Source organism: Pseudomonas sp. COR18, assembly GCF_048568395.1.
Classification (GTDB): Bacteria; Pseudomonadota; Gammaproteobacteria; order Pseudomonadales; family Pseudomonadaceae; genus Aquipseudomonas; species Aquipseudomonas fuscovaginae_B.
On sequence record NZ_CP183808.1, the window covers coordinates 4,637,971 to 4,650,554 of the forward strand.

Annotated in this window: 11 protein-coding genes; 3 read left to right on the forward strand and 8 right to left on the reverse strand. The window is 65.3% G+C overall.

Annotation, left to right across the window (positions count from 1 at the left end; all coding sequences use genetic code 11):
* Window positions 1-57: 57 nt before the first annotated feature.
* From ACM62G_RS21465 to ACM62G_RS21495, 7 genes are all read right to left on the reverse strand, one after another.
* Window positions 58-600, reverse strand: a complete 543-nt coding sequence (locus tag ACM62G_RS21465; RefSeq protein ID WP_273825432.1) for an exonuclease domain-containing protein — start codon at window positions 598-600, stop codon at window positions 58-60.
* A 69-nt stretch (window positions 601-669) separates the two neighbouring features.
* Window positions 670-2,631, reverse strand: a complete 1,962-nt coding sequence (locus ACM62G_RS21470; protein ID WP_419735493.1) for an acetyl/propionyl/methylcrotonyl-CoA carboxylase subunit alpha — start codon at window positions 2,629-2,631, stop codon at window positions 670-672.
* Window positions 2,632-2,765: 134 nt separating this feature from the next.
* Complete coding sequence (locus tag ACM62G_RS21475; protein ID WP_419735494.1) at window positions 2,766-3,557, reverse strand: enoyl-CoA hydratase/isomerase family protein; 792 nt, start codon at window positions 3,555-3,557, stop codon at window positions 2,766-2,768.
* Entirely contained in the window at window positions 3,554-4,711 is a 1,158-nt protein-coding gene (atuD, locus tag ACM62G_RS21480) for a citronellyl-CoA dehydrogenase (protein ID WP_273825411.1), read from the reverse strand. Before atuD ends, ACM62G_RS21475 begins: the two co-directional genes overlap by 4 nt.
* 22 nt (window positions 4,712-4,733) lie before the next feature.
* Window positions 4,734-6,350: a geranyl-CoA carboxylase subunit beta gene (gene atuC / locus ACM62G_RS21485; RefSeq protein WP_273826453.1), complete on the reverse strand. Its 1,617-nt coding sequence runs from the start codon at window positions 6,348-6,350 to the stop codon at window positions 4,734-4,736.
* Between the two features lie 3 nt (window positions 6,351-6,353).
* Window positions 6,354-7,223, reverse strand: a complete 870-nt coding sequence (locus ACM62G_RS21490; protein WP_419735495.1) for an SDR family oxidoreductase — start codon at window positions 7,221-7,223, stop codon at window positions 6,354-6,356.
* Window positions 7,224-7,235: 12 nt separating this feature from the next.
* Window positions 7,236-9,026: an acyclic terpene utilization AtuA family protein gene (locus tag ACM62G_RS21495; RefSeq protein ID WP_419735496.1), complete on the reverse strand. Its 1,791-nt coding sequence runs from the start codon at window positions 9,024-9,026 to the stop codon at window positions 7,236-7,238.
* Window positions 9,027-9,192: 166 nt separating this feature from the next.
* On the opposite strand from ACM62G_RS21495, the gene ACM62G_RS21500 reads away from it, so the two are divergent.
* Window positions 9,193-9,816 (forward strand): TetR/AcrR family transcriptional regulator, encoded by a 624-nt coding sequence (locus tag ACM62G_RS21500; protein ID WP_419735497.1) that lies wholly within the window; start codon window positions 9,193-9,195, stop codon window positions 9,814-9,816.
* A 164-nt stretch (window positions 9,817-9,980) separates the two neighbouring features.
* A complete protein-coding gene (locus ACM62G_RS21505) occupies window positions 9,981-10,733 on the forward strand; it encodes a substrate-binding periplasmic protein (protein WP_192842677.1) in 753 nt (250 codons plus the stop codon).
* A gap of 33 nt (window positions 10,734-10,766) precedes the next feature.
* Here the strand turns inward: ACM62G_RS21505 and ACM62G_RS21510 are convergent, their stop codons facing one another.
* Complete coding sequence (locus ACM62G_RS21510) at window positions 10,767-11,315, reverse strand: RNA polymerase factor sigma-70 (protein WP_054057587.1); 549 nt, start codon at window positions 11,313-11,315, stop codon at window positions 10,767-10,769.
* A gap of 306 nt (window positions 11,316-11,621) precedes the next feature.
* Between ACM62G_RS21510 and ACM62G_RS21515 the strand changes: the two genes are divergently transcribed.
* Window positions 11,622-12,380 carry a thioesterase II family protein gene (locus ACM62G_RS21515; protein WP_419735498.1) on the forward strand — a complete coding sequence of 253 codons (759 nt, stop codon included), beginning with the start codon at window positions 11,622-11,624 and terminating at the stop codon, window positions 12,378-12,380.
* Window positions 12,381-12,584 lie beyond the last annotated feature (204 nt).

Genomic DNA, 12,584 nt, shown 5'->3' on the forward strand with positions numbered 1-12,584 from the left:
GAGCAGGCGGTGCGGCGACCCGACTTGCCGGCGAACCGCCAACGGCGGCCATTCTCCTCAAACCGGCAGAATCAATGGCAGCAACCGCGCAGTATTACGCGCATCCTCCAGCGCCCGATGCTGTTGCCCGCTGAACTGCAGCCCCGCCAGTTGCAAGGCACCGTTGAGCCCCAGTGGTTTCTGCAACTTGCGCGCCTTGGCGAAACGCTGCTTGAGGTTGGCATGGGGCAGCCCGCTCAACAGGCTGGTCACTTGCAGTTGCCGCCAGTCCTGTTCCAGTTGCCGGCGATCGTAGTCGCCCCAACTGGCCCAGCCCTCCAGCCGTGCCTGATGCTGGCCGAGCCAGCGCTCGAAGGCCTCCCAGACCTCGGCCAGGGGCGCAGCGGCGTCGATATTGGCCTGGCTGATATGCGTCAGCTCACGGCAGAAGGGGGTCAGCAGCGGCCGGCGCAACGGCCGTACAAAACGCTGGAAGTGGTCCAGCTCCCGGCCCTCGCGGTTGACCAGGGTGGCACCGATTTCGATGATTTCCATCTCCGCCAGTGGCCAGCCTCCATCATCCGTCGTGGCCTCCAGATCAATCACCAGCCAGTGAGGCATCTCGAGCTCCGAAGACAGCATCCTAGTCCGCCTCAAGCGTAGCCAATGCCAGCCAATCCGCCTAGCCGCTCATTCGACCACCAGCAGAATCTGCCGGCTTTTCACCTGGTCTCCCCGGTTGGCCTGGACCCGCCGCACCACGCCGTCGATAGCGGCCTTCAGCGGATGTTCCATCTTCATCGCCTCCAGCACCATCAGCAATTGGCCCTTGCTGACCGTGCTGCCTTCGCTGACCAGCACGTCGACGATCGCCCCGTCCATCGGTGCCTTCACGGTGCCCGAGCTTGCCGCGGCCTGGCCTTGCGTGACCGCCAGGCTCAGGTCGCGCAGCAGCAGGTTGCCCGGGCGGGTGAACAGCCAGAGCTGTTCGCCGTCCAGCCGATACGCGTGGCGTCGCCTCACGCCGTCGAGTTCGGCCGTGACCCAACGACCGTCGCATTCCAGCAGCCGGACTTCGACCTGCTGCCCGGCGTGGCTGACCAGCAGCGATGTGTCGTGCCGGGCGAGCAGTTGCAGGTCGATTGCGGTCTCGCCCAGCGCCAGGCGATAGCATCGTGGGACACCGGCATTGTTGCGCCAGCCGCCGAGCCTGGCGCCATGTGGCACGGCCCCGGCCTGGTAGAACAGCGCGGTGGCCAGAGCCAGTTCACGGCTCGACGGCTGATAGGCTTGCAGGCTCGGGTCGGCATCCAAGTGCTCGACGATGAACGCGGTGCTGAAGTCGCCGGCGGCGAACGATGGATGGCGCAGCAGGCTCGCCAGCAGCCGCTGATTGCTCGCAAGACCCAGCAGCACGCAATCCTCGACCGCACGCAGCAGCCGGCGCCGGGCTTCCTCGCGGGTTGCGCCATGGGCGATCAGCTTGGCCAGCAGCGGGTCGTAGAACGGGCTGACCGCCTGGCCCTCGAGCAGGCCATGATCGATCCGCACGCCTTCCGAGCGGGGCGGCTCCCAGCCCAGCACCTGGCCGGTCTGCGGCAGGAAGCCATGGGTCGGGTCTTCGGCGTACAGGCGCACCTCGATGGCATGGCCCTGGAGCGTGACCTGTTCCTGGCGCAGGGGCAGCGGCAGCCCTGCCGCGATGTCGAGCTGCCAGGCCACCAGGTCCAGCCCGGTGATCAGCTCGGTGACCGGATGTTCCACCTGCAGGCGGGTGTTCATCTCCAGGAAATAGAAGCGCCCGGAGGTATCGAGCAGGAATTCGACGGTCCCGGCGCCGACGTAGTTCACCGCCCGCCCGGCCTGCAACGCCGCCTCGCCCATGGCCTGGCGCAGTTCGGCGGTCATGATCGGGCAGGGCGCTTCCTCGACGATCTTCTGGTGACGGCGCTGGATCGAGCAGTCGCGTTCGCCGAGGTACAACAGGTTGCCATGGCTGTCGCCGAACAGCTGGATCTCCACATGGCGCGGTTCGATCAGTGCCTGTTCAAGAATCAGCTCGTCGCTGCCAAAGGCGTGCAGCGCTTCGGAACGGGCGGTGCGCAGTTGTTCGGCCAGTTGTTCGGGCCCGTGGACCAGGCGCATGCCGCGGCCACCCCCACCGGCGCTGGCCTTGATCATCAGCGGGTAGCCTATCCGTTGCGCCTCGCGGGTGAGCGTCGCTTCATCCTGGGCGGCACCCTGGTAGCCGTCGATACAGGGTACGCCGGCGGCGAGCATGGCGATTTTCGACTGGCGCTTGCTGCCCATCAGCTCGATGGCCGCGGCGTCGGGACCGATGAAGACGATTCCGGCCTGCTGGCAGGCGCGGGCGAAGTCGGCGTTTTCCGAGAGAAAGCCGTAGCCGGGGTGGATCGCATCGGCACCGCAGCGGTGGGCGGCGTCGAGCAGGGCCTGGCTGTTGAGGTAGGACTCGGACACCTGCGGCGCGCCGATGCACAAGGCTTCGTCGGCCAGTTGCACGTGGCGGGCAGCGGCGTCGGCCTGGCTGTAGACGGCGACGGTGCGATAGCCCTGGGCCTGGGCGGTGCGGATGATCCGGCAGGCGATTTCGCCGCGATTGGCGATCAGGATCTTGTTGAAGGCGGGCATGGCGGCGGTCCTTTGGTTAGGTGTTGAACATTCGGGCCTTTTCGCGGGCAAGCCCTGCTCCTACACGAGTGGAGTTGCCCATGACTTTCGGGTACACCCAGACCTCGTAGGAGCAGGGCTTGCCCGCGAAAGCGTCAACCGGCCCACCGCGGCTCGCGCTTCTGCACGAAGGCCAATGTCCCCTCGACGCCTTCCGCCCCGGTCACCGCCTCCGCGAACCAGCGCGCCGCCTGGTCGAGCGACGCCCCCAGCGGCTGTTCATCCAGCAGCAGCGCCTTGGTCGCCGCGTTGGCCCCTGGCGCGCAGCGCAGCACTTGGGCCAGCACTTCAGCAAGGCGCTCCTCCAGCCCCTGGGCATCGCGCTCGACAACATGGACCAGCCCCAACCGCGCCGCCTCGTTACCGTCGAAACGCGCCGCGGTCAGTGCCAGGCGCCGGGCCTGGGTCAGGCCGATGCGCCGCACCACGAACGGCGCGATCTGCGCCGGCAGCAGGCCGAGGCTGGTCTCCGGCAGGCCGAACCGGGCGTCATGGGTGGCCAGTGCGATATCGCTGACACAGGCCAGGCCAAGGCCACCCCCCAGCACCGCGCCCTCCAGCAGTGCGATCACCACCTGTGGCTGGCGCTGGGTTTCTTCCAGCAACGCCCCGAAGGCCCGGTTCAGCTCCGCGTAGGCCTGCGTCCCCTGGGCCCGGGCCTCGGCCATGTCCCGGATATCTCCACCGGAACAGAAATGGCCGCCGGCCCCGCGCAGCACCAAGGCGCGTACGCCGCGGTCCTCGCGCACCGCGGCCAGCACGCGGCGCAACTCGGCGACCATCCGCAGGCTCATTGCATTGCGACTGTCCGGGCGGTCGAGGGTTATCTGCAGCACGCCGCCACGAACCTCCAGGCGCAGGGTCTGGCAGTCGGGCAGGGTACTCATGATTTTTTCCCCGGCAGGATGCCCATCAGCTTGCAGATGATGCCCAGCATGATCTCGTCGGCACCACCACCGATCGACACCAGGCGCACGTCGCGATAGGCGCGGGCCACCGGGTTGTCCCACATGAAACCCATGCCGCCCCAGTACTGCAGGCAACTGTCGGTGACTTCCCGGCCCAGCCGCCCGGCCTTGAGCTTGGCCATCGACGCCAGGCGGGTGACGTCGCGACCCTTGATGTACTGCTCGGTGGCCTGGTAGACCAGTGCCCGCAGGCACTCGATCTCGGTGGACAGTTCGGCGAGACGGAAATGGATGACCTGGTTGTCGATCAGCGGGCTGCCGAAGGTCCGGCGCTCCCTGCAGTAGGCGATGGTGCTGTCGACGCAGTACTCCAGGCCCTTGATCATGTTCGCCGCGCCGAACAGCCGTTCCTCCTGGAACTGCAGCATCTGCATCATGAACCCGGCGCCTTCCTGGCCGATGCGGTTGCGCTGCGGCACGCGCACGTCGTCGAAGAACACCTGGGCGGTTTCCGAGCTGCGCATGCCGAGCTTGTCCAGATGCGGGCTGAGGCTGATACCGGGACTGTTCATCGGTACCATGATCAGCGACTTGTTCACATGCGGCTTGTCGTCCGAGGTGTTGGCCAGCAGGCAGATGAAATCGGCACTCGGCGAGTTGGTGATCCACATCTTGCTGCCGTTGATCACGTAGTCGTCGCCGTCCTTGCGCGCCTGGGTCTTGAGCCCGGCGACGTCGGAGCCGGCACCGACCTCGGAGACGCCGATGCAGCCGACCTGCTCGCCGCTGATGGCCGGGCGCAGGAATTCCTCGCGCAGTTCATCGGAGCCGAAGCGGGCCAGGGCCGGGGTGCACATGTCGGTCTGTACGCCGATGGACATGGGAATGCCACCGCAATGCACGGTGCCGAACTCTTCGGCGGCGACGATCGAATAGCTGTAGTCCAGGCCCATGCCGCCGAACTTCTCCGGCTTGGAAATGCCCAGCAGGCCGAGTGCGCCGGCCTTGCGAAAGATCTCGTGGATCGGAAAGCGCCCGGCCTTTTCCCATTCCTCGACGTGGGGGTTGATCTCATGGTCGACGAACTGGCGAACGGTACGGCGCAACGCTTCATGTTCCTGGGTAAAGATCATGGTTGTCGTTCTCCTGTGAGCGTTAGAAGCGCGCCACGCCAAAGCTGTTGGCCTGCAACGGCCTGACCTCGGCCTCGTGGCAGATATCCAGCAGATAGCCCAGCAGTGTGCGGCTGTCTCGTGGGTCGATCAGGCCGTCGTCCCACAGGTTGGCGGTGCCATAGAGGGCGGTGGACTGGCTGTCGAGTTTCTGGGCGGTCATCTGTTCGAGCATGTCGAGCATCTTTCCCTCGACGGCCTGGCCTTCCTTGAGCTGCCGGGCCTCGGTGACGATTCGCAGCACCTTGCCGGCCTGGGCTGCGCCCATCACCGCGGTGCGGCTGTTGGGCCAGGCGAAGATGAAGCGCGGGTCGAGGCCGCGGCCGCACATGGCATAGTTGCCGGCGCCATAGGAGCCGCCGACGACGAGGGTGAGCTTGGGCACCCGGGCATTGGCCACCGCCTGGATCATCTTCGCGCCATGCTTGATCACGCCCTGTTGCTCGGATTCGGTGCCGACCATGAAACCGGTGGTGTTGTGCAGGAACAGCAAGGGCGTGTGGCTCTGGTCGCATAGCTGGATGAACTGCGCCGCCTTGGCCGCGCCCTGTGGAGTGATCGGGCCGTTGTTGCCGATCACCCCACAGGGGCGGCCGTGGATCTGCAGGTGGCCGCAGACGGTCTGCGCATCGAACTCGCCCTTGAATTCCAGGAACCGCGAGCCATCGGCCAGGCGGGCGAGAATCTCGCGCACGTCATAGGGCTTTTTCGGGTCATCGGGAATCAGCCCCAGCAGGTCGTCGATCGGGTAGAGCGGTTCGGCGAAAGCCGGTGCGGGCGCCTGCGGCAGCCGCGCATTCCACGGCAGCGCGGCGACGATCTCGCGGGCCAGGCGAATGCCGTCGGCATCGTCCTCGGCCAGGTATTCGGCCGTGCCGGCCAACTGGGCATGCATCTGGGCGCCACCCAGCTCCTCGTCGGTGGCGATTTCGCCGGTGGCGGCCTTGAGCAGTGGCGGCCCGGCGAGGAACAGCCTGGCCTTGCCGCGCACCACCACCACGTAGTCCGACAGCCCCGGCTGGTAGGCGCCGCCAGCGGTCGCCGAGCCGTGGACCACGGTGATCTGCGGCAGGCCCATGGCCGACATCCGGGCCTGGTTGGCGAAGCAGCGCGCACCCTCGACGAAAATCTCCGCCGCATAGTTCAGGTTGGCACCGCCGCTTTCGGCCAGGGTGATCACCGGCAGCCGGTTTTCCATGGCGATCTGTTGCAGGCGCAGGGTCTTCTTCAGGCCGCTGGGGGAAATGGTTCCGCCCTTGATCGCACTGTTGTTGGCCACCACCAGCAGACGTACGCCGCAGACGTAGCCGATCCCGGCGATCAGGCCGCCACCGGCCTGGCTGCCGTCCTTGTCGTCATGCAGTTTGTAGCCGGCCAGGCTGGCCAGTTCGAGGAACGGCGCACCGGGGTCGAGCAGCAGGTTCAGGCGTTCACGCGGCAGCAACTGCCCGCGGCTGGCGAACTTGTCGCGGGCCTGTTCGGCCTTGTCCAGCAGCTTTCGCTCCAGTTGGCGGAGCTGTTCGAGGCTGGCAAGCAGGGCGTCGCGGTGGCGGGCGAAATCGGCGCTGTGACGGTCGAGCTGGGATTCGATCACCGGCATGGTTCACTCCTTGTCCTTGAGCACATCCGGCAGGTAGGCCCGATGGAAACCGTTGTACGACTCGCTGTTGCGCGCCGGTGACAAGGGCCAGGCACGGCTGCCGAGGCTGGCGGCGCCGTCGATGCGCAGGGTGGTGCCGCTGATGAAGGCGGCCGCCGGGCTGAGCAGGAAGACGATCGCCGCGCTGACTTCCGATTCGGTGCCGATGCGCTTGAGTGGCACATGCTCGCGCAGGGTCGGGATGATCTGCCTGAACGCTCCCTCGTAGGTGTCCATGCCGCTTGAGGCGATCCAGCCCGGCGCGACGGCATTGACCCGCACCCCGGCGTGGCCCCACTCGAAGGCGGCGGTCTTGGTGAAATTGTCCATGCCGGCGCGGGCGGCACCGGAGTGGCCCATGCCGGGCATGCCGCCCCACATGTCGGCGAGCATGTTCACAATGCTGCCACCCTGGCGGCTCATGGACTGGTTGAAGACCTCCCGGGCCACCAGGAAGCCGCCGACCAGGTTGGTGCGCAGCACGGTCTCGAAGCCTTTCTGGTTGATCGAGGCCAGGGGTGCCGGGTATTGGCCGCCGGCATTGTTGACCAGCCCATGGATCGGGCCATGTTCGGAAATCATCTCGGCGACCAACTGCTTCACGGCGTCCTCGTCACGGATATCACAGTTTTGCCAGGCCGCGCTGCCGCCATCTTCGACGATCTCGGCAGCGACCTGTTGCAGTTTTTCCGCCCTGCGCCCCACCAGCAGCACGCGGGCGCCGAGGGCCGCCAGTTCGTGGGCGGTGCAGCGGCCGATACCGCTGCCGCCACCGGTGACCAGGATCGTCTGGCCCTTGAATAGATCGGGTTTGAACACGGAAGCATAGGCCACGGTCACGGTCCCTCAGGCAAGTTGGTCGGCAAGCTGTTGCGGTACGGCGATCGGGTATTCCAGCAGTTGCTGGGCAAAGGCCTTGCCCTGCGGGTCGATGCGCAGGCTGGCGACTCCGCCACCGCCCAGGGCGTTTTCCAGGAGGAAATTCAGGCTGTGGCTGCCGGGCAGGTACCAGCGTTCGACGCGCCCGAGCAGAGGGTCGAGCACGTGGCCCATCCAGTCGACGACCGCGGCCGGGGTCAGCGCCGCGGCAATCCACGGCAGGTATTCCGGGCGCCGGGCCATGACGCCGATGTTGCTGTGATTGCCCTTGTCGCCGGAGCGGGCCACCGCCAGCCGGACCAGCGGCACGCTGGCCTCGGCCGGGCCTTGCGGCAGGGGCGGCGGGAGATCTTCGGCAATTCCGGACGGCTCGAAGGCCGGCAGCACGGGCAGGGCGCACGGGTGCGTCTGTTCACCGATACGCACGCCCAGCTCGCAGATCTGCTTGTCGACCAGGAACGAAAACAGCCGGATCAGCGGGTACACCGTCGGCCGGCCACCGACGATCCCGGTCAGGCCCGGCGCCATGCCCGTGGCAGCCTGGGCGATTTCCCGGGAGAACAGGATCAGCGCCTGCTTGCTCGGATGGCGCACGGCGAGCTTGATCACCACTTCGCGGCTGTCCTGGCGTTGGCCATGGGGGCCGTAGCTGGCCTCGCTGCCCAGCAGTTCGATGTTCACCTCGCTGTAGGGGGCCCAACCGCGTAGCTGGAACATCTGCGAGGTCTTGTCGATGATTGCCTGGCTGACGCGGCGGGCCTTGTCCACGGCATCGATGCCGGCGATCAGGCAACTGGCGGTGCAGCGGAAACCATCGGCCCAGGTGGCGCTGACCTTGTACTGCCCGGTGGGCGGCAGGCCCCTGGCACCCTGTACGGCGACGACGTTCTCGGCCCGCTGGACCAGGCTCACCCGGGTGAAGTCGCAGATCACATCCGGCAGCCGGTAGGCCCGTGGGTCGCCGATTTCGTACAGCAGTTGCTCGCCGACGCTCAGCGGTGAAACCAGTCCGCCGGAGCCCTCCGGCTTGCTCACCAGAAAGTCGCCATCGGCACCAACCTCGACGATCGGGAAACCGATATGTTCGTAGTCCGGCACGTCGCGCCAGTCGGTGAAGTTGCCGCCGGTACATTGGGCGCCGCATTCGATGATATGCCCGGCCAGCGCCGCCTGGGCCAGCTTGTCGTAGTCGTCCCAGGCCCAGCCGAATTCATGCACCAGAGCCGCGCTGACCACTGCGCTGTCCACCACCCGTCCGGTGATCACGATGTCCGCGCCCAGGCGCAGGGCCTCGACGATGCCCGGTGCGCCCAGGTAGGCGTTGATGGAGACGCACATCGTTGGCAGGGGCGCGCCGCTGAACATTTCGGTGATGCCATCGGCGGCCAGTTGCCGGGATTTCGGTTGCAGGTCGTCACCCAGCAGCACGGCGATCTTCAAGGGCACACCGGCCCTGTCACAGGCCTGCTGCAACGCGGCGGCGCAGGCCTGCGGGTTGACCCCGCCAGCGTTGCTGATGACGCGGATCCCCTGTCGGGCGATATCTCCGAGCAGCGGTTCGAGCACCTCGACGAAGTCCGTGGCGTAACCGGCCTGGGGATCCTTCATGCGTGCCCCGGCCAGGATCGACATGGTGATCTCCGCCAGGTAGTCGAACACCAGGTAGTCCAGCCTGCCGTGCTCCACCAGTGGCTGCGCGGCGGTGGAGGTATCGCCCCAGAAGGCACTGGCACAACCGACACGAACCGTTCTGTTCATTCGCACGATCTCCGCAAGAGGTGGAGCGAGGCTACCAAGCAAGCGCTTGGTTTGTAAACCCCGTTCGCCAGTTTGCCCCAAGCGCTTGCTTGGGCGCCTCTGTCGGCTTAAATTGCGCGCGCAACCTCCCGGTTTCCGGGCGTGTACCAGAATTGAGGAGAATGCCGTGAACGAGCAACAAGCCCAGCAGGTCATGGGGGATCTGGTGCAGGCGGGGCAACTGACCGATCCGGACAGCGCCCGTGGCAAGCTGCTGCAAACCGCCGCGCATCTGTTTCGCAACAAGGGTTACGAGCGCACCACGGTGCGTGACCTGGCCAGTGCCATCGGCATCCAGTCCGGCAGCATCTTTCATCACTTCAAGAGCAAGGACGAGATCCTGCGGGCTGTGATGGAGGAAACCATCCTCTACAACACCGCGCTGATGCGGGCGTCCCTGGCCGAGGCCGGCACCGTGCGCGAGCGGGTCCTGGCGCTGATCCGCTGCGAGTTGCAGTCGATCATGGGCGGTACCGGCGAGGCCATGGCGGTGCTGGTCTACGAGTGGCGCTCACTCTCGCCGCTGGCCCAGGCCAAGGTCCTGGCGCTGCGCGATATCTATGAGCAGATCTGGCTGCAGGTGCTCGGCGAGGCCCGCGATGCCGGCTATATCAAGGGTGATGTGTTCATTGTCCGGCGCTTTCTGACCGGCGCCCTGTCCTGGACCACCACCTGGTTTCGCCCCCAGGGCAGCCTGACCCTGGACCAGCTGGCCGATGAGGCTTTGGCATTGATTCTCAAGGACAGCTAAGTGCGTGTTGTGCAAGTGATTAATTCACCGGCGTGAAGTTGTCTAAGTGAACAAAAGCGCCTAGCTTAGTGATAACAACGATATTTATTCCGAGGTGGTTGGTCTTGAAGCTTTCGCCAGTACGGACGGCGTTCCGGGTTCTAGGGTTGGCGCTGGGCTTGCTGATGGTCCAGCCGGTCTCGGCGGCGCAGGAAGTCAGGATCGGCGCCGCCCACTTCCCTCCCTATACCATTCGACCTGAGCAGGGCGTCGATACTGGCGCGCTGCCACTTCTGGCCGAAGCCCTCAATGCCCTGCAGAGTGACTATCACTTCGTGCTGGTGCCGACCTCGATTCCCCGGCGCTTTCGCGATTTCGAGGATGGCCGCACCGACATGGCGATCTTCGAGAATCCGGAGTGGGGCTGGAAGGACATCGCCCATGTCAATGTCGACATGGGTCTGGAGGATGCCGAGGTGTTCGTCGCCCAGCGCAGGCCGGATCGCGGCCAGGGCTATTTCGCCGATCTCAAGGGCAAGCGGCTGGCGTTGTTCAGTGGCTATCACTACGAGTTCGCGCAGTTCAATGCCGATCCCAAGTACCTGGCCGAGACCTACAATGCGACGTTGACCTACTCGCACGACAGCAACCTGTTGATGGTGTTGCGCGGGCGCGCGGACATCGCACTGGTGACGCGCTCGTATCTGTTCGACTACCTGAGCCGCAATCCGGGCACGGCCAAGGAGTTGCTGATTTCCGACCGGATCGATCAGGTCTACCACCACTATGCGTTGTTGCGGCCGAAGGCGCCGATCAGTGGCGAGGCGTTCAGCCAGTTGCTGGAACGCCTGCGCGGCAATGGGGAGTTGCTGAAGATCTTCCAGCCCTATCGGATCGAGGTGATGCCCACGACCAATGCGGTCAATCGCCACCTCTGATGAGGTGGGACTCCCGGGCCGTGGTGGCGCGGGTCAGCGCCGGGCGAGGTGGTCGCTGCGGTGGGCCGAGACCTTGCGGCAATGCACCAGCGCATCGCGAATCATGAAGTTCACCAGGGTTGGCGAGACGCCCAGTTCCTTGGCGATGTCCTTCTGCGGCACGCCGTGCAGGCGATACATCTCGAACGCGTAGCGGGTGCGCTGCGGCAGCTCGGTCAGCGCGTCGGCGATGTGTTCCAGCGTCGAGAAGTTGATGTGCGAGGTTTCTGGCGAAGCACCGTGGATGACCACATTCAAGCCTTCCTCTTCCGGGCCCGCATACTTCAGTTCCAGAGCCTGCTTGCGATAGTGGTCGATCGCCAGGTTGCGCACGATCTGGAACAGGTAGCTGAGCTGGGCCTTGAACGACGACGTGATCTGCGGTGCGGACTGCAGGCGGAAAAACGCGTCCTGTACCACGTCTTCGGCGCGCGACCGGCAGCCGGTGATGCGCGCGGCGATCTTGACCAGAATCAGGCGGTTGTCGACAAACGCCTGGAGTAACGGTGAATCACACCTGCTTGTGGATACTTGTTCCGTCATGGAAATCACCTTGTTTCGAATAGGTCGTAGGCCGAGCGCCTGTAGGCGTCTGGCTACACATCGAGCGACAAATTATGCTTAATGATAATGATTGTCAATTGAGAAGTAGAACTAATGATGCCTCGTAGTGCGTTACTGGATCATGACGCACTTTTTCGGCCCTGACGTACTCGTCGTCGGCGCAACGCCGGGGACTAATTATTTGCCATTGCCATCCGTTCTCAGTTGACAGGCCGGGCGAGCGACCCGGTCAAGGATCGAGACCCGTGAGGAGGGCGCAATGGTTAATCGCAACGGTGGCTGGGCATGAGCACCTCCCTGAGCCTTCGCCTGTTCTGTCTGCCTTATTCCGGCGCCAGTGCCATGGTCTACAGCCGCTGGCGCCGTCATATGCCGCAGTGGCTGCAGATACGGCCGCTGGAGTTGCCCGGTCGCGGCATGCGCATGAACGAACCACTGCAGAGCGACATCGTGCGGCTGGCCAACCAGTTGGCGGATGAAATCGCCGCGGAACTGGAGGGTCCCTATGCGTTGTTCGGCCATAGCCTGGGCGGCCTGCTGGCCTTCGAACTGGCTCACGTGCTGCGTTCACGTGGGTTGCCGGCGCCACTGTCGCTGTTCACTTCGGCCACTGCCGGGCCCTCGCGGCGCGATGTCAGCGAATACGCCCAGGCCAGGACCGACGAGCAACTGATGGCGCGCTTGCGCGAGCTCAAGGGGACGACCGAAGAGACGCTGGCCAACCACGACCTGATGCAACTGATGCTGCCGATCTTGCGCGCCGACTTCCTGTTGTGCGGCAGTTTCCGGTACGGCACCCGCGAACCGCTGGCGATGCCGATCCACGTGTTCGGCGGCAGGCAGGACAGTGTGCGGACCGACGAACTGCTCGACTGGCAGGTGGAAACCACCACCGGTTTTTCCCTGGACATGTTCGAGGGGCACCACTTCTACCTGATCGATCAGGAAACCGCCCTGTTGCGTCACCTGCGCCGCTATGCCGATGGGCACCTGTCGCGCTGGCGCAACAGTGCGGCCCGCCAGTTGGCCCAGGCCGCCAGCTGACGCCCCTGCTGCGCCGCGGGCGCAGCCTTTTCCACGAATCCCATTTGCTAGGGCCTGTGGGAAATGTTTTCGAGTGAAGGCCAGGCAAGGCGAAAACCGGCGAGCGCAATTGACTGGAGTCAATGAACACTCCGAGCCGGTTTTCAACGCAGCCTGGGTGAGCGCAGATACATTTCGTACAGAGCCTGGCCGACTCCAGGCAGG

Bases quoted from the DNA above. Each gene is read 5' to 3' on its own strand.
- ACM62G_RS21465 (WP_273825432.1), bottom strand. From the start codon at position 600: ATGCCTCACTGGCTGGTGATTGATCTGGAGGCCACGACGGATGATGGA.
- ACM62G_RS21470 (WP_419735493.1), bottom strand. From the start codon at position 2,631: ATGCCCGCCTTCAACAAGATCCTGATCGCCAATCGCGGCGAAATCGCC.
- ACM62G_RS21475 (WP_419735494.1), bottom strand. From the start codon at position 3,557: ATGAGTACCCTGCCCGACTGCCAGACCCTGCGCCTGGAGGTTCGTGGC.
- atuD (WP_273825411.1), bottom strand. From the start codon at position 4,711: ATGATCTTTACCCAGGAACATGAAGCGTTGCGCCGTACCGTTCGCCAG.
- atuC (WP_273826453.1), bottom strand. From the start codon at position 6,350: ATGCCGGTGATCGAATCCCAGCTCGACCGTCACAGCGCCGATTTCGCC.
- ACM62G_RS21495 (WP_419735496.1), bottom strand. From the start codon at position 9,026: ATGAACAGAACGGTTCGTGTCGGTTGTGCCAGTGCCTTCTGGGGCGAT.
- ACM62G_RS21505 (WP_192842677.1), top strand. From the start codon at position 9,981: ATGGTCCAGCCGGTCTCGGCGGCGCAGGAAGTCAGGATCGGCGCCGCC.
- ACM62G_RS21510 (WP_054057587.1), bottom strand. From the start codon at position 11,315: ATGACGGAACAAGTATCCACAAGCAGGTGTGATTCACCGTTACTCCAG.
- ACM62G_RS21515 (WP_419735498.1), top strand. From the start codon at position 11,622: ATGAGCACCTCCCTGAGCCTTCGCCTGTTCTGTCTGCCTTATTCCGGC.